Origin of the sequence: Thalassotalea algicola, from assembly GCF_012932965.1 — a bacterium.
GTDB lineage: Bacteria > Pseudomonadota > Gammaproteobacteria > Enterobacterales > Alteromonadaceae > Thalassotalea_F > Thalassotalea_F algicola.
The window spans coordinates 303,783-320,315 of the sequence record NZ_JABBXH010000003.1 but is presented as its reverse complement, the minus strand read 5'-3'; the positions used below and the strand labels follow the sequence as shown (position 1 = coordinate 320,315).

The following is a 16,533-nucleotide window of genomic DNA, read 5'->3' as shown; positions in this document are numbered from 1 at the left end:
AAATTTAGTCTCCTAATGCTAAAATTCGTTGTTCGGCGAATTGCTGGCTTTGCGCGGACAAATCACCAACATTTAGGGCATTTTGATAAGCTGATACTGCCTCGCTAAACTGACTGTTTCTGTCATATGCAACGGCAAGGCCTAAGTGCCACTTTCCTTTATTTGGTTGTAATAGCACCAATTGCTGATAGGCACCAATCACTATAAGGTGTTTATTTGCTGCTTGCCCCGCAGTTGCCAAAAGCGCTTGATAGTCAACACTCTGGATATGAGCGAGTGGCTCTAGTGAAGACAACGCTTGTTCCGGAAAATTTTGCTGCAATAAAATTTTAGCTTTCATCAGCCTAAAATCTGGCTCTTGCGGTAGCTGGTCTATACCCTGGTTTAATAAATTAATCGTTGGGTTATAGGATTTTTGCGCATACCAAATAGCCGCCAACTTCTTTCTCGCTTCAATATGATCCGGTTTAAGCAACAATACATCTTGCAATAACTGTTCTGCTTTTTCGCCTTCTTTATCCATTAAGGCTTTTTCAGCGTTTGCTAGCTTTTGCTCCGCTAACTCTGAGGGTGATAGCTGCTTACGAGCGATTGAAAGAGATGACAAACTTTTTAATTGTGGCTTTTCATTTGTGCTTTGACTAACAGTGTTACTTTCAATGGCTGGATTATTTTCACGAACAACCTTTTTTGAAGATGCCACATCGGTATTGCCCTGCGCTTCTTCAGTTACTAGGTCAGTTTTTTGTTGATTGGCTAAAGCGTTTGGCGTTAATTTTTCACCATTTGACTCTTTTTCTTGCATTGCAACTTGCACTTGAGTTGTTTCAGCAGGCTTAGCAGAAAAGTGTTGCTCTTCAGTAGCGGCTTCTTTTATAGCTTTTGATTGCTGAGCGATTTTTTCAAAGGCATTAACCAATTGTTGTGCTTGTTGGTTTTGCTGATGAACGTCATTAGCAGTTGCTGGTTGCTGTTGCTTTAATAATTTGTTTTCTTGATAAAACCACACCGCCGAAACTAATGCCAAGGTTACGAGCACCGAAACTAAGATAGTGACAAGCATCATTGAAGATTTGTCATTCGATTGAGCAATAACCACAGGTCCCGTCGAAGACTCCCCTGCATCGGTATTTCGTTTTTCTAAATCTTTGAGCATTTGATTAATGACGCTCACAAACTTCCCCTTACGGTATATAAAGATAAACCCACTAAAACGCTAATCAGCGTTAAACTAGTTAACCACAATGCTTTTTTAGAAAAGTTAAGCCCTAATGGCTGCGTATCTTCCGTATCTTTCGCTGCTAAAGCCAAATGTTTAGCGGTAATTAAATATTGACCTTCACCATAACCTAACATCAACATTTTATGACAAAGCACATTAACTAAACGCGGAATACCTTTGCTAACCTTAGTGAGCTTTTTGCACAATATGCTTGGAAATAACGCGGCACCTTTATAGCCCGCAACCGTTAATCGATGCTGAATGTATTGTTCAACTTCTACAGCACTCATTGGTCTTAATTCGTAAGAAAACGTAATACGTTGTCTAAGCTGTCGAAAATGCTCTTGTGCTAATCGTTGGTTTAATTCAGGCTGGGCGAACATAACCACCTGCAGCAGTTTACGGCTTTCTGTCTCCAAATTAGTGAACAGTCGTAATGCCTCAAGGCTTTCTTCTGGAAGCGCCTGTGCTTCATCAACGATAAGTACGACTGAGTGACCTTTGCTATGCAATTCCAACAACCGCGTTTGTATACGTTGCGTTAATAGCTGCACCGACATACGCTGTGCCTGTTTCACGCCCAGCTCAACTGCAACCGCTCTTCTTAACTCATCAGGAGTTAAATAAGGGTTGGGAATATAAGCCGTTACGAAATGCTCAGGAATTTCATTGAGTAATTTACGACACAATAACGTTTTACCTGTACCTACTTCGCCAATAACTTTTAAAAAGCCTTCGCCAGTTTTTAACGCAGTCATTAATACTGCCAACGCCTCATTATGAGGCGCTAATCCTAAATAAAAACTCGTATTTGGCGTTAAAGTAAACGGTAACTCCTTTAAGCCAAAATGGTACAGGTACATGGTTTATTTGCTTTCAGGGAACCATTGTTTCAATAACGCTCGCGCCTCTTGTAATTGGTCATTCCAAGTATCATGACCGATTACTACTGGTTTAAGCATAATGACTAATTCTTTTTTCTGTGTCGTCTGTGATTTGCTCTTGAACAACTCACCCATAATTGGAATATCGCCTAGCAGTGGTGTTTTAGATTCCAAGTCAACTTTACGTGTTTCAATTAAACCACCAATGACAACAATTTCACCAGATTTAGCGCGAATAATGGTATCAGATTCACGGACGCTACTTTGCGCAAGTGGAAGCACAACATCTTCAGAATTTAGCGATACCGTTTTAAGCTGCTCTTCGGTTACGGTTACAGAAGGATGTACATGTAAAATCACTTCACCATTTTCATCAATCTGTGGCGTAACATCTAACGCAATACCAGAAAAGAACGGCGTTAAATCAATTTCTGGAGTTACTGTCGTCGACGTACCCGTTGTTGTAGTGCTAGAAATATCTGTTACGAAGTACTCATCTTCACCAACTTTAATCACTGCTTTTTGGTTATTAGTTGCCGTGATACGAGGGCTAGATAACACTTGCACATTGCCTTGTGTTTGCAACAACTCAATGACACCGGAGAAATCAGCATTATTAAAGCCGACCGATGTTGTGCCACCAACCGCAGAAGAAATAGTATTGCCTAGGATATTGCCTGCAGTTGAGAAAGTTATATCAGTACTACCAATATGACCGAGTACTTTGTCCCACTTAACCCCTTGTTGATAATCATCATTTAACGTTACTTCCATAATCTTCGCTTCGATGATTACTTGGCGACGCAAGTGGCTTTGTGTATCACTAATAAACTTTTTCACTGACTTTATTTCATTCGGGAATGCTTTAACCGTAACTAAGCCTGCTTGAGGAGAGACAATAACCGAACGGCCATCCTCATTACCAATAAGTGATTCCAAAGTATCTTTTAGTTCTTGCCAGAAGTCTGACTCATTTTCAGTGTATAAGTTTATGCCACTGGATGAATTCTGATTGTTTTGATTACCTGAGCCATTACCACTGTTATTAGACGAGTTATTATTGTTATTGCGCGAGCTATTGTTGCTGCTATTACCGCTGTTTGGATCGTTTTCAGAGACCCCGCCAGAATTGATACTTGTACTTGAAGCACCATATCTTTTTACAAACAAATAATTCAGCGGAATAGTTTCAGTGCGCATGCCAGCAGGATAAACCTGAATTACTTTTCCACTGTGTTTAATATCAAAACCATAGAGGTCAGCTAATACATCTAATGCTTCATCAATTGTGACGTCTTTCAAGTTCAAGGTGACTTTGCCAGCAACGTCTGGATGAACGGCAGCACTATATTGAGAGTCTTCAACAATGGCGGCGAAGAACTCTTTAGCATCAACTTCAACAGCGGCAATATCCAACCGTTTTTCCGCTAATAAAGACTGTTTTGCAGTTGCCATGGTTTGCTGCATTAATTCTTGTTCAACAGCACTTGGCAGTTCAGTTAGTGGCTTTTTTTGCTTTTGAGGCGACGTGGCATCGATAGCATTATCTAACTCTTTGTTAATAAATGTTGGCTCACTAGGTACAGATGTACACCCAGATAACACCACGAAAACACTAGCAATAAAGAGACTTATTTGAGACTTTTTCATATCGATTTCTTTTATTTATATTTCACGACAGATTGGGTAAATAAGGTTAACTTCCTTGCCCGATCTTCTGACTGCAACGTAACACTTCGTCCATCAATTTTTACGATTGTATAGCCAAACAACTTCTGTCCCTGTTCAACTAACTTGCCACTAATAATGGCTTTTAGATTTGTAGATGTCGTCGACTTAATTATCGACTGCAACACAATATCAGAATTTTTTTGACGCTCACTACCTTCTGTAGACGCAAGCCCTGCTCTTAGTGGCATTGTTGGGTCACTTTTAGCTAGCACATTCAAGGCAACTAGCGAAAAAACTATTCCTATAATAAGTTTATACACCGATAAAATCTCGCTTTGTACTTAAGCTATATAAAGTAACCGATAATTCGTTGGTTGGATATTTAGTCACTTTCAATTCAAAATCTTGCCAGAAAAATTTCCATTTTAACCGCTCTAATCGCACCAAATAGTCTTGTAAAGACGCATACCGGCCTTTCAATTTTAGTTGTATTCCATGTCGATACAGCCCGACAGGTTGCGCTTTACTATTTACTGTTTTAGCTGAGTTTGACGCTTTGTTATCGTCTTTGTCTTGTTCCTCAGCAGCTATCTGCTTGTTGTCGGTTAGCAGTGCTTTAGGAGCTAACACTTCAAATGACACTAAAGAAACATTTGGCTCAAGCGCTAATAATTCAACAAGGGCTTTGCGCATTTGTATCGGGTTAATTAATTCTGAGGTAAGCGTCAATAATTGAGCATCAATTTTTTCAAGCTTCTCTTTCTGTTGAGCAATCTGTTTTTCAATAGGCGCATTAGGGTTTTCGTTTAATGCCTGTTCAAACAGTTCAATGGATTGCTTCTCCGTTTTTACAGAGTTTTTAAGCGTAACGATCTTGGTAGAGTGCTGGTCGATTTGTGCAAAATTAGTCTCAATAATCAATATATAAGGCACATATAAAAACAAGAACAAACCGGCGAAGAAAACAATATATTGTTCTCGTTTAGTGAGTTGCAAAAACTTTTCAGCGTAACTATTCCACTGCTGCATGACTACCTCCAGATAAATCAGCATTAGTTGAACTTACAGTAAAAGTTACTAAGTTATCTTTTTCTCGTTCACTCATTTTAAATTGCTGGAATAACTTTCCTGACAACACTTTAGAGTGCTCAAACTTCTCTAACCACTCAGGTACAGCATTAGGATTTCGAGCAATTCCGGAAAATAATAACTCATTTTGCTTAATAACAATGTGCTCTAAACTAATATCTTTACTGTGCAAATCTGAAAATTCTGTCATCGCTGCTGCAAAGCCACCGATATAGCTATAGTCAGTATTAGTCAGGTGGCTATATAAAAATCGTTTGTTATGAGCAAGTGATTTCAACGTAGCCAGTTCTGCCAATAACCCACTATCAGCCTTATGATTAGCCAATTGAGTTTGTAATGCCTGTGATTGCTTTTTATATTGGCTATTCTCGCGGTCTAATTGAGCTACTTGGTTTGCCAAATCTGCTGCTTTCCATTGGCTATAGCCACTAAGTGAAATCATTAATAACAATGAGACACACCAGATAATCACGACATTTTTTAAGGTAAAAAACGTTTTTTCAGGTAACAACTCTGCTTGTAATAAATTGATCGACGGCTTAAGCATTAGCTTTTACCTCCAATTGATTTAGCATCGTGGCACCGATAGCAGCGGCATACATGGTTTTATCTAGATGAGCTTGGTCAAATTCAAATGCCTTTACGGGTGTATTGGTATTTTCAGCCAACTTTGTCGCAATAAAGTCCTGCGTTTTCACTGGCAAGATTAATTGAATTTCTTTGATAGGCGCTTGCTTTAATTGGCGTTCAAAATAATCTGAAGAACGTTGAATTTCTAAACTTAATGAATCGATTGCGCCAAATGATAGCTCTTCGATTGATTTTGCACTTAACTGTGCATAACCACGTAATCGGCGATGAAAATAAATACAGCCATGTTTAACGATCAGAATCACTATTTCTTCATTCGGTTGCTGACAAAGTAGCATTACCGCTTGTTCTTGAAAAGGCACTAAGCTGGCAAAAGCAAACTCTTCTGTTGCGATTGTTTTTAGATAAACCGCACTATTTTCAAATTCTTCAACAACGGATTTTAAAAACGACTTTTGTGCACAAACAACATTAATTTTTTCTGCACCACCAGCTAACGTTGGTCCAGAGAAATAATCTAGGATCATATCTTCCGGAGCAATGGTCACCAATTCTTTCACCTGCCACTTTAAAGCACTGATAATTTCATTTTCTGGCACATCTGGCTTATCTATCGCTACGATTTGATATTGGCTAGGCGCAAGAATCACATGTCCTTGGGAAGATAAATTATCCACTGACAATACCTGTGCCAATGCGGCAATTTGCTCGCCATTGGTTATAGGTGTTTGTTGATATTGGAACTGCCCCTGCTCAGAAGCAAAACAAAACGCCAAGGCATCTTGACGAAAAGCAATACCGAGTTGGTGACGTGGTTCAGTCTTGGCAAACAGCTTTGATATTTTTGTTATAAACGACATTCAACGATTCTTATTGTTCAAATCAGCTGCACATAACCGTGCAACTTCATTATCCCCGATTCGCTTATTCACGCAAGTGTTTTAGCAAGAAAAACAAGCTATAAGCGCAAATTTGATTAAAGTGTACGGTGAATTTTGCTTGAAGTGAGTAATTCAACAACAGCCCTCGCCTTGTCTTCAGCGCCATAGGCTATTAGAAATTCTTTTCAGTTACATACGCATAGACAGAACATTCTGCCCTAAAACTAAGCGAATCCCCACGCCAAAACCTACTTAAATTCATAAGAGTTTTCTTGCTATATTGAGAAAAAAAAGTATTCTGATTACCTTACCCCACAGAGCTTGTTTAGCAACTTACTAATACTGTCATCTGTGTTTGCGGTAAACATGAATAGGGAAATAATTGTGAAAAGCGGTAGTGATATTCGTATTTTAATTGTCGATGATGTGTCTGAAAATATTCAAGTGGCGATGAATATTTTAAAGGAAGATAGTTATACATTTTCTTTTGCGACTGATGGGCAAGAAGCGTTAAATTTAATTGTATCGGGTGGATTTGACTTAATTTTACTCGACATAATGATGCCAAAATTAAATGGTTTCGATGTTTGCCGTCGACTCAAAAAAATAGAGCACGCCAAACACACTCCTGTTATATTTTTGACCGCAAAGGCTGATGCCGATTCAATTGCCGAAGGCTTTGAGGCTGGCGGAGTTGATTATATTACCAAACCTTTTCACGCCAACGAATTATTGTCGCGTGTAAAAACACACATAGAACTATCACAATCTCGTACATTCCTCCAAAAATACGCTGATGAAGTCGAAACCAAAGCAAAACTTCAAGCACAGCGTTTAGCAGATGAAATTGAAAAAAATCAATGTGAAATGATTTACATATTGATGGAAGTAATGGAGTCGACATCTGACGAAACAGGACAGCACATAAAACGAGTTGCTGAAATGAGTAGACTGCTCGCCAGCTATGTCCCTTCGCTAAGCGAAAGTGATATCAATAGTGTCTTTTTAGCCTCTCCGATGCACGATATAGGTAAAATTGCCATTCCTAAAGAAATTCTTCACAAGCCTGGCAAACTGACAGAAGAAGAAATGACTGTCATGAAAACCCACGCTGAAAAAGGGTACGAATTACTTAAAAATTCTAAAAGACGTCTTTCAACAGCGGCTTCAATAATTGCGAAAGAGCACCATGAAAAATGGGATGGTACAGGCTACCCTCTCGGTTTGAAAGGCGAAGAAATTCATATATATGGCAGAATAGTCGCATTGGCAGACGTATTTGATGCTTTGACCCATAAACGTCAGTATAAAAACGCATGGACAATTGATGATGCTATAACGTACATAAAAGACAATAGTGGTAAGCACTTTGATCCAGCACTAGTCGATATACTAATTGATCATCTGCCTGAGTTTTTGGACATAATGAAACAATAAAATGTCCTTTCGTTCAATTTTACTTGCCACCTGCCTGTGCTTAGCACTTTTTCCGGCGCTAAGTGCGCAAGTTAACTTATCAGACAAAGAGAAAGCTTGGTTAGCAAATAATGAAAAAGTCCTTGTAGGTGGTAGTCTAGATTGGACACCATTTAATTTCGTCAACAGCCAAGGACAATATCAGGGAATCGCAAATGATTACCTTGAATTAATATCAAAAAATACCGACCTAAAGTTTGAACTGGTAATCGATACTTGGCAGGCCAATCTACAACGTATTAGGCGAAATGAGATTCACATCTTACCTGCGGTTTATAAAACACCAGCACGAGAAACCTTTCTCAATTTTTCTACTCCTTATTTCGAAGCACTAGACTATTTTTTTGTTCATCAAGACATCAATGTTGAAACATTTGCAGATTTAGACGGTAAACGTTTAGCCATCCCAAAAGACTATGCTCATAGAGAAATCATAAAAGAGCACTTTCCTAAAATAATTATGGTCGATGCTCAGACGTTTGGCGGTGCAATTGACTTGGTATTACAGCGAGAAGCTGACATTTTATTTGATACATATGGTGCGCTAATTTATACGCTAGAAGAAGAAGGTATAAATACAATAAAGCCATTCAAGTCCACACGGCATTTAGGCAAGAATCCCATTCATATTGTATCAAGTAAGCAGCACCCTGAACTCGCTAGTATAATTCAAAAAGGGCTTGATGCCATCAGCCCACTTGAACACAGAAATATTCATAACAAATGGTTCAAAACAAAAACAATCGAAGACCTTGCCTCAGAACGTGACGGTTTGTATATCGACAGCTTGCAACAAGGCGAACAATTCCTCAACAACCCACTCCAATTAACAGAAGAAGAAAAGATTTGGATTAAGCATCACCCGGTGATCAATGTTGCTGGTGATTATGCATGGGCGCCATTTGAATTTAGCAATGAGCAAGGATTGCATGATGGCTTAGGACATGATCTTTTGTTAGCCATAGCAAAATTAACTGGGCTTCAATTTCATTTCTCTACCAACGTATGGGAAACCTCACTTGCAGAAGTTGAAAATAAAGAAAAAGATCTTCTGGTTGCGACATTTAAAACAAAAGAGCGAGAACAAAATTTACTATTTTCAAATGCCTATATTAGTTTGCTTAATTACTTCTTTATTCGAACAGATTCACGGGTAAATACCATTGATGACTTATCAGGAAAACGCATAGCAATTATTAGAGATAGCGCTAAAGAAGATGAAATCAAGCGGTTATTGCCTAACATTACAATGGTATATGTTGAATCACCAGAGGAAGCGATAACAACGTTACTGGAGAATGATGCAGATATACTTTATGACTCACATGCCGTTATAAATTATATTCTAAATGCCAAAAATATAACTTCTATAAAAGCATTTAAAACATTACCCAACTCGCCAATAAATTCATTGCACATTGCTGTAAGAAACGACTATAGCCAACTCATCAGTATTTTAAACAAGGCACTATTATCACTTGAAACAAATGGTCTTCAGCCAATATTAGACAAATGGCTCGTTGATTACTCATTGGAAAGAGTTAAACGAGTTGTACCACTCACCCCCGGTGAGAAAGCTTGGTTGAACCAAAACAACAAATTTACTATTGTCGGCGATCCAAACTGGATGCCGTTTGAAGCATTAGATGCCGATGCACAATATGTAGGCATCATACATGATTACTTAGCAATCGTAGCCGACACTCTAAATATTACTTTTGAACCCATTCAGACCGAAAATTGGCAACAAAGTAAAGAAAAGGTATTTAGCCAAAAAGCCGATATTGTTTCCGCATTTCCCAATTACAAAAACTTTGATTCAATGTCTTTTTCAAATAGTTATATCAATACTCCCATCGTATTTGTTATGCAAAACGAAAATAAATACATTAATAGTATTGAGCAAATAATCAATAAACGTATCTCCTTATTAAAAGACTACCCTAGCACCAAGGACATCATTCGTCGGTTTCCTAATAAAGAATTTACGTTTGTCGATACGCCAGCTAAAGGATTAGAAGAGCTATCCTCAGGTAAAACAGATGTATTTATTAGCTCATTAGCACAAGCCAACTACTATATTGCAGAACAAGGTTATAGCGGCCTTCGTATTGTTGGTAAAACTGATTACACACTTGAAGTAAGTTTTGCCGTACAACCACAGCACGCGCCGCTGGTGCCACTTTTAAACAAAGTACTAAACAGTATTAGTACTGCCGAAAAGCAGCAAGTATTAGATCGTTGGGGTAGTAAAGATCTTATTATAAAGACCGACTATAAATTGGTTGGCATCGTGGTACTAATCGCCGCCTTAATTATCATTGTTATCTTTATATGGAACAAACAATTACAAAAACAAATAGAGTTGCGGACAAAAACCGAGCTTTCTCTAAAGCAAAGTGAAAGAAATCTTTCTGTTGTAATAAACAACATTCCTGTCATCGTTTATGTGGTAGATATAAACTCGAACAGATTACTGATGGCTAATTCGAACGCTATTGATGAGCTGGAATTAGACGAAAGCAATATAAATCAAATATCCGCATCTCAATTCTATAATGGAAACATAGAAGACATTTATGAACAACAGGTCCAAATTACAACAACTGAAAAACGCATTATAGATGGCCTGCTTTCTGTAATACCAATCCGGTATCAAGGAAAAACAGCGTTACTTCACATTGTGGTTAACCTTAACGACCGAATAGTGATGGAACGTGCGCTGGAACAAGAGAAAGATAAAGCTGAAAGTGCCAATAAAGCAAAATCCGAATTTTTAGCGAATATGAGCCATGAAATCAGAACGCCGATGAACGCGATTATCGGCTTCACCGAACTTTTGCACGAGCAAATACAAGACAATAAGCTAAAGTCATTTGTGCAAACAATTAAGTCTGCTGGCAACTCCTTATTACTGCTTATTAACGACATTTTGGACCTTTCCAAAATAGAAGCCGGTAAATTGACCATTTCGAAAGAGGTCCATAACCCGCACGACATCTTTGACGATATCAGCAAAATATTTACAATGAACGTTCGAAGCAAACAATTAGATTTCATGCTCGAAATAGATGAACGTATCCCTAGCGCTTTGCTATTAGATTCCACTCGAATTCGTCAAATTTTATTCAACTTAGTAGGTAATGCCGTTAAGTTTACAGACAAAGGTGTTATTACATTAACAGCAACTGCGCTTAATGAAGATAAGATTCATAGTAAAGTAGATTTAAGAATTGACGTTCAAGATACAGGCATTGGTATCTCTGAAGATAAGCTATCTCATATATTCGAAAGCTTTCAGCAACAAGAAGGACAGAGCGTTCGAAAGTATGGTGGCACAGGTTTAGGTCTAACAATTAGCCGACGACTGACCGAGCTAATGGATGGTGAATTATCTGTTACGAGCAAGCTAGGGGTCGGATCTTGCTTCTCAGTTTATCTTCGAAGTATCGATGTCGCTGCGATTAAAGATGTAAAAAGCACCTCTAAAGACACCGAAGAAGTTAGCAATGTAAAATTCAAGAATACTCGGGTATTGATTGTTGACGACATCTTAGACAACCGAAAACTACTAATTGAAATCTTTCGTACGCTTAGCATAGAGTTTATGGAAGCGTCGAATGGTTTAGAAGCTGTAAAATTAGCCGAATCTAGCGACTTTGATCTGATCATTATGGACATTCGAATGCCTGAAATGGATGGCTATCAAGCGGCAAACATTATAAAAAAATCCAAACCAACATTGCCAATTATTGCCCTTACCGCATCCGTAATGCGAGATGATTATGAATTAATGCGAAGAGAAAACTTTGCTGGGTATTTAAGAAAACCCGTATTAAAACAAGAGTTGATATCTGAATTAAAAAATCACTTACCTTACGAAAAAGAAAGTCTTCAGCAAGAAGAGAAAGCTGTTGTTCAACAAATTAGCGACTCATTAAGAATATTACTAGCCGATCACTATATGTCTCAATGTGAACAACTCAAGCTCAATAATAATCTGAGTGATATCGCTAATTTCGCCCAAAATCTTAGTCAATTAGCGCAAGAACATAACTCTGAACAGCTTCATGACTATTCGACAAGACTAATAGAAGCCACTGATATTTTTGATATTGTTGCGATAAAAGCATTACTAAACGAATTCTCTAACTTAAGCGATAGATAATGCTGAGCGTAATTAATTGTAATTTTTACAATTTAAAGTCAAAATTCACACACCATTTCAGAATTAAATTTCGCCTTGCTACCATCTCCATTACAACCAATAAAACTTTCAATATTTCAACGCTATGGTGTAGAAGTATTCATTAAACGCGATGACTTAATTCACCCGATCATTTCAGGCAATAAGTGGCGAAAATTAAAAGGCAATATTGCAGCTGCTCAAAAGCTTGATAAACAGGGAATATTGAGTTTTGGTGGTGCTTATTCTAATCATATTCATGCACTCGCATATGCTTGCAAACAAAATAACATGAAATCTATTGGTATTGTCCGTGGCGAAGCTCAGTATCAAAATAATTATACTTTAACATGGGCACGACATTGGGGTATGCAGGTAGAGTTTGTTGATAGAAAAACCTACAAATGCCGCCACAATGAAGAGTACCTTTATCAGCTGCAACAACAATATCCTGAATATTATATTGTCCCTGAAGGTGGTACCAATCACACAGCGCTATCTGGTGTTGGTGAAGTAATAACCGAACTCAACCAACAAATTGATTTCGATACAGTAATACTACCTGTTGGTAGCGCTGGTACTATTTCAGGTTTGATCAAAGCAGACAATGCTCAGCACCATATTTTAGGCGTGGCGGTGCTAAAGCAAGCAGAGTATTTAAACAGTGTAATAGAAGAGTTAGCTCATGTTAGTCAGGATGGTAGCTGGACATTATTAACGGACTATCATCGTGGTGGTTACGCAAAGTTTTCTGAGCACGATTGCGCTAAGCTTGCTCAATTTTCCACACAAACTGGCATACCAGTTGAGCCTGTCTATTCTGGGAAAATGGTATTAGCACTACTGGAACTACTAGAACAAGGTTACTTTCCTAGCGGCCATCGTATTGTGCTCATCCATACGGGTGGCTTACAAGGTTTAGGTGGCCAAATAGAACGAAAATTACTACCTGAAGAGTTTATTAGGGTAATACAATCGCATCTGCCATCTGCGCCACAGGCTCTGTAAAGAAATGCCCTTGACCACCAGTTACTCCTAAATGAACTAGAGTCCGCCACTCGTCTTTACTTTCAACACCTAACGCATAAATCTTCACATTATGTTGAATACAACGCGCTTTTAAACTTTGGATAAATACTTGGTTTTCTATCTTTTCATGTATTTGATAAACGATACTGCGATGTAGTTTAATAAAACTTATTGGGCAATCATTTAAATAATCTGTACTAACGACATATTGTCCTACCTTATCAGCAAGTATTTTTACGCCAAGTTCATGCAGCAAACTTAATACTGCGATTAGTTTGCTATGCTTTTTAACCAAGTGATATTCACTAACCTCTATTATCAGACGCTTAGCTATATCCGGTGTATGAGCGAGCCTAGTGAACATCACTTCAATAAACTTCTCATCTAAGAGTGCATCAATCGAGACATTAAGACTGCAAGCTTCTTGTTGTTTTTTTTCGTACTGCAAAAGCCGACAAACTTGTTCAAAAACTAACAAATCTACCCGTGCATTTAAACCACACTTTTGTGCCATAGGCAGAAATACTCGTGCACTAATGAGCTTTCCTTGGTTGTCACGGACTTTTGATAACACTTCATGATGTAAGATTTGATCACTTTGGCTGGCAATCACAGGTTGAAAGAAAATCACAAAAGCATTTTTTTCAATCGCATTAGTTAAGAATGTTCGCCACTTTAGCGAGCCTTTAGCACTTTCGCTAGCAACCTCGCCACTGTCGTACATAAACCATTGAGAAGGCCCTTGTAGTTGCGCATTTCGCAACGCCATATCCGCTTCAGCCATCACTTTATATGCTTGATTTTGTCCGGCAAAGCATGCAATGCCTGCATGAATAAATTCATCTTTGGTTATACCAACAGGTAATGGGATTTGCTTAAAACTGGCCATTAGCTTATCAGCAAGTTTAGCCGTTTCATCAGCGTAAAGGCCAGGTAATAGTAAAGCAAGTTCAGCTTCATTCGGGCGCGCGATAAAATAGTTGCTATAGTTGACCAACCTTTTCTTTATTAACGCAATACATTGCTCAACTGATTCTAATGCTTGATGTGCCCCATAGGCGGTTTGAACTGTATCGTAATCTTTTAGGCAAATAATCAACACAGCACCTCGAGAATCTTCTTCTTTTAATAACGCTTCCAAACGATTATTAAAATACTCGCGATTACCTACCCCCGTTTCAGGGTCTAATAATAAACGCTCCCTAATTTGTAGCTCATTTTCGCCTTGCTTATTTTTTGCTTCTTGCAAGTTTTTGATAATTTCAGCAATTGATTCACTAATAGGATCTTTACCTGTAATCGGCTGTACTTTGCCATGAATACGGGTAAGTGATGCCCAATTTTCTAAAGCTCGTATCGGGCTAAAAGTTGATTGAAGCGCTTTGAGTAAACTTAGTCTAATAACCAATACACAAAGGGCAAAAATAAAGTTAAAGGCAAGAAAAAGCCAAGAAGTTATAAGAAGGCTTATCGGGTGTATAAAAACAAATTGGAGTGAGTCACGATTAACCGTTCTCAATAGGTTAAAACGATTACTTCGCTCTTGATAAATAATTTGTTGGCTGGTGAGTTCCTTTACTTCAACTAACGCGCTTGGATACCATTGACTAGGTATTTGATTGATAAGAGCAGCTTGTTGGTTTTGCTCATACCATAATGAAGTCAATATGAAGCCAACACACGCCAAATAAAGTATTAGTGCGCCAATATCAAATCGCTTAATAACTGCCGTTAGTGTGTGCTTAAAAATCTGTGGCACTCATGTCACCTGTCAAAAATCCATCTCTTTAATAGTTATAGACTTGATACAAGTTTAATACCACCTATTCACCATTAATAGATTGTATTACAGGCATAAAAAAACACCATGACCTAAGTCCATGGTGTTTTTTAATTAAAATTGTTAATTAAGCTTCAGCGATAACAACAACTTTAACGTGTACGTCTACATCTGTGTGTAAGTGAATTACGATATCGTATTCACCAACTTCACGGATTGTACCTAAAGGCATACGTACTTGAGCTTTCGTTACTTCAACGCCAGCTGCAGTGATTGCATCAGCAATGTCTTTAGTACCGATAGAACCGAAAAGCTTACCTTCATCACCAGCAGTTGAAGCAATAGTTACTTCAGCCATTTCAGTGATTTTAGCAGCTTTTGCTTCAGCAGCAGTTAGCGCTTCAGCTAATTGCTTTTCTAAGTCTGCACGACGAGCTTCAAAGTGCTCAACGTTAGCTTTAGATGCGAATACAGCTTTACCTTGTGGTAATAAGTAGTTACGAGCGTAACCAGACTTAACCGTTACCTTGTCACCAAGGCCGCCTAACTTGGCGATTTTATCTAGAAGGATAACTTCCATCTTAATGCCCCTTTAGGTTACTTGTGTAAATCAGTATATGGTAATAATGCTAAGTAACGAGCACGCTTGATCGCACGACCAAGTTGACGTTGATATTTAGCGCTTGTACCAGTGATACGGCTAGGAACGATTTTACCACTTTCAGTGATATAGTTTTTAAGTGTTGCGATATCTTTATAATCGATTTCGCTAGCACCTTCCGCTGAGAAGCGGCAGAACTTACGACGTCTAAAAAAACGTGACATGGGATTTCTCCTAATTAATCATTTCAATCTGCTGAGCATGCAATGCAAGAATTGGATTTCCGCTTCTTGATTCGTGACGGTTAATAAAACCTGACACTTGAACTTGCATACCCTCAGTTAATTCACATGCTAATCTTTGTGACCAATCGCCTGTTGCCACCACCTGCATTCTTACAAATGCTTGACGATTCATTCCATCTTCAACTTGTATCGAGCGGTGCTCAATCGAAAACTGACAATGGTGAACCCCGGCAGGGCTGGTTGATAATTGAGGTGGTTTAACCACATTACCAACTAAAACAAGACAATTATTTGTCACGGATTACTAATTATTCAGCAGCAGCTTCTTCTGTAGCTGGAGCAGCTGGCTTTTCAGTAACCTCTTTCTTAGCTTCGCGGCGATCTTCGCGACGGTCATCTTTAGCATTTGCCATTGGCGATGCTTCAGTTACCGCTGCTTTAGTACGCATGATCATGTTACGTAGAACAACATCGTTATAACGGAAAGAAGTTTCTAATTCATCAATAACAGACTGTGGCGCTTCAACGTTTAATAAAACGTAGTGTGCTTTGTGTAGTTTATTGATTGGGTAAGCTAGTTGACGGCGACCCCAGTCTTCAAGACGAGTGATTGTGCCTTCAGCAGCTGTGATCATGTCTGAGTAACGCTGGATCATGCCAGGTACTTGTTCACTCTGATCAGGGTGAACCATAAATACGATTTCGTAATGACGCATTACGAGCTCCTTACGGTTGTAGCCTCGTATCTGGCTCAGCCAACACCAGTGTTGAGGCAAGGAACAAAACTTGCGGCTGATTTAAGGTCGCGTATTGTAGGGAAATTAAGCAATAAAGGCAAGCTTTTACTTAGAGCAAAGGAAGTTTATCGATAAGAGAGT

The 16,533-nt window shown here is 38.6% G+C and carries 15 protein-coding genes; 3 read left to right on the top strand and 12 right to left on the bottom strand.

What is annotated here, in order from left to right; genetic code table 11:
• Positions 1 to 4: 4 nt before the first annotated feature.
• Genes HII17_RS10150 through HII17_RS10120 form a run of 7 tightly spaced genes read right to left on the bottom strand, consistent with a single transcriptional unit; the run spans position 5 to position 6,317 of the window.
• Entirely contained in the window at positions 5 to 1,174 is a 1,170-nt protein-coding gene (locus HII17_RS10150) for a tetratricopeptide repeat protein (RefSeq protein WP_169075256.1), read from the bottom strand.
• The gene (locus HII17_RS10145) at positions 1,171 to 2,085 is read right to left on the bottom strand and encodes an ExeA family protein (RefSeq protein WP_169075255.1); all 915 of its coding nucleotides are present in this window, start codon (positions 2,083 to 2,085) and stop codon (positions 1,171 to 1,173) included. Before HII17_RS10145 ends, HII17_RS10150 begins: the two co-directional genes overlap by 4 nt.
• Positions 2,086 to 2,088: 3 nt before the next feature.
• Entirely contained in the window at positions 2,089 to 3,756 is a 1,668-nt protein-coding gene (gene mshL / locus HII17_RS10140) for a pilus (MSHA type) biogenesis protein MshL (RefSeq protein WP_169075254.1), read from the bottom strand.
• An 11-nt stretch (positions 3,757 to 3,767) separates the two neighbouring features.
• Positions 3,768 to 4,097, bottom strand: coding sequence for a hypothetical protein (locus HII17_RS10135; protein WP_169075253.1), 330 nt, complete (start codon positions 4,095 to 4,097; stop codon positions 3,768 to 3,770).
• Positions 4,090 to 4,806 carry a type II secretion system protein M gene (locus tag HII17_RS10130; protein WP_169075252.1) on the bottom strand — a complete coding sequence of 239 codons (717 nt, stop codon included), beginning with the start codon at positions 4,804 to 4,806 and terminating at the stop codon, positions 4,090 to 4,092. The genes HII17_RS10135 and HII17_RS10130 overlap by 8 nt, the downstream gene beginning before the upstream one ends.
• Positions 4,790 to 5,413 carry a PilN domain-containing protein gene (locus tag HII17_RS10125; RefSeq protein ID WP_169075251.1) on the bottom strand — a complete coding sequence of 208 codons (624 nt, stop codon included), beginning with the start codon at positions 5,411 to 5,413 and terminating at the stop codon, positions 4,790 to 4,792. The genes HII17_RS10130 and HII17_RS10125 overlap by 17 nt, the downstream gene beginning before the upstream one ends.
• Entirely contained in the window at positions 5,406 to 6,317 is a 912-nt protein-coding gene (locus HII17_RS10120) for a type IV pilus biogenesis protein PilM (RefSeq protein ID WP_169075250.1), read from the bottom strand. Before HII17_RS10120 ends, HII17_RS10125 begins: the two co-directional genes overlap by 8 nt.
• A 405-nt stretch (positions 6,318 to 6,722) precedes the next feature.
• On the opposite strand from HII17_RS10120, the gene HII17_RS10115 reads away from it, so the two are divergent.
• From HII17_RS10115 to HII17_RS10105, 3 genes are all read left to right on the top strand, one after another.
• Positions 6,723 to 7,775 (top strand): HD domain-containing phosphohydrolase, encoded by a 1,053-nt coding sequence (locus HII17_RS10115; RefSeq protein WP_328824518.1) that lies wholly within the window; start codon positions 6,723 to 6,725, stop codon positions 7,773 to 7,775.
• 1 nt (position 7,776) lies between these two features.
• A complete protein-coding gene (locus tag HII17_RS10110; RefSeq protein ID WP_169075248.1) occupies positions 7,777 to 11,982 on the top strand; it encodes a transporter substrate-binding domain-containing protein in 4,206 nt (1,401 codons plus the stop codon).
• Positions 11,983 to 12,057: 75 nt separating this feature from the next.
• Positions 12,058 to 13,008 carry a 1-aminocyclopropane-1-carboxylate deaminase/D-cysteine desulfhydrase gene (locus HII17_RS10105; RefSeq protein WP_169075247.1) on the top strand — a complete coding sequence of 317 codons (951 nt, stop codon included), beginning with the start codon at positions 12,058 to 12,060 and terminating at the stop codon, positions 13,006 to 13,008.
• Here HII17_RS10105 and HII17_RS10100 read toward each other — a convergent pair.
• From HII17_RS10100 to rpsF, 5 genes are all read right to left on the bottom strand, one after another.
• A complete protein-coding gene (locus HII17_RS10100; RefSeq protein WP_169075246.1) occupies positions 12,962 to 14,788 on the bottom strand; it encodes an EAL domain-containing protein in 1,827 nt (608 codons plus the stop codon). The two genes, HII17_RS10105 and HII17_RS10100, sit on opposite strands and share 47 nt — an antisense overlap.
• Before the next feature lie 148 nt (positions 14,789 to 14,936).
• Positions 14,937 to 15,389, bottom strand: a complete 453-nt coding sequence (rplI, locus tag HII17_RS10095) for a 50S ribosomal protein L9 (protein WP_169075245.1) — start codon at positions 15,387 to 15,389, stop codon at positions 14,937 to 14,939.
• 17 nt (positions 15,390 to 15,406) lie between these two features.
• Positions 15,407 to 15,634: a 30S ribosomal protein S18 gene (gene rpsR / locus HII17_RS10090; RefSeq protein ID WP_074500237.1), complete on the bottom strand. Its 228-nt coding sequence runs from the start codon at positions 15,632 to 15,634 to the stop codon at positions 15,407 to 15,409.
• 10 nt (positions 15,635 to 15,644) lie between these two features.
• Positions 15,645 to 15,953, bottom strand: coding sequence for a primosomal replication protein N (gene priB, locus HII17_RS10085; protein WP_169075244.1), 309 nt, complete (start codon positions 15,951 to 15,953; stop codon positions 15,645 to 15,647).
• A gap of 10 nt (positions 15,954 to 15,963) precedes the next feature.
• A complete protein-coding gene (gene rpsF, locus HII17_RS10080; RefSeq protein ID WP_169075243.1) occupies positions 15,964 to 16,371 on the bottom strand; it encodes a 30S ribosomal protein S6 in 408 nt (135 codons plus the stop codon).
• Positions 16,372 to 16,533: the final 162 nt, after the last annotated feature.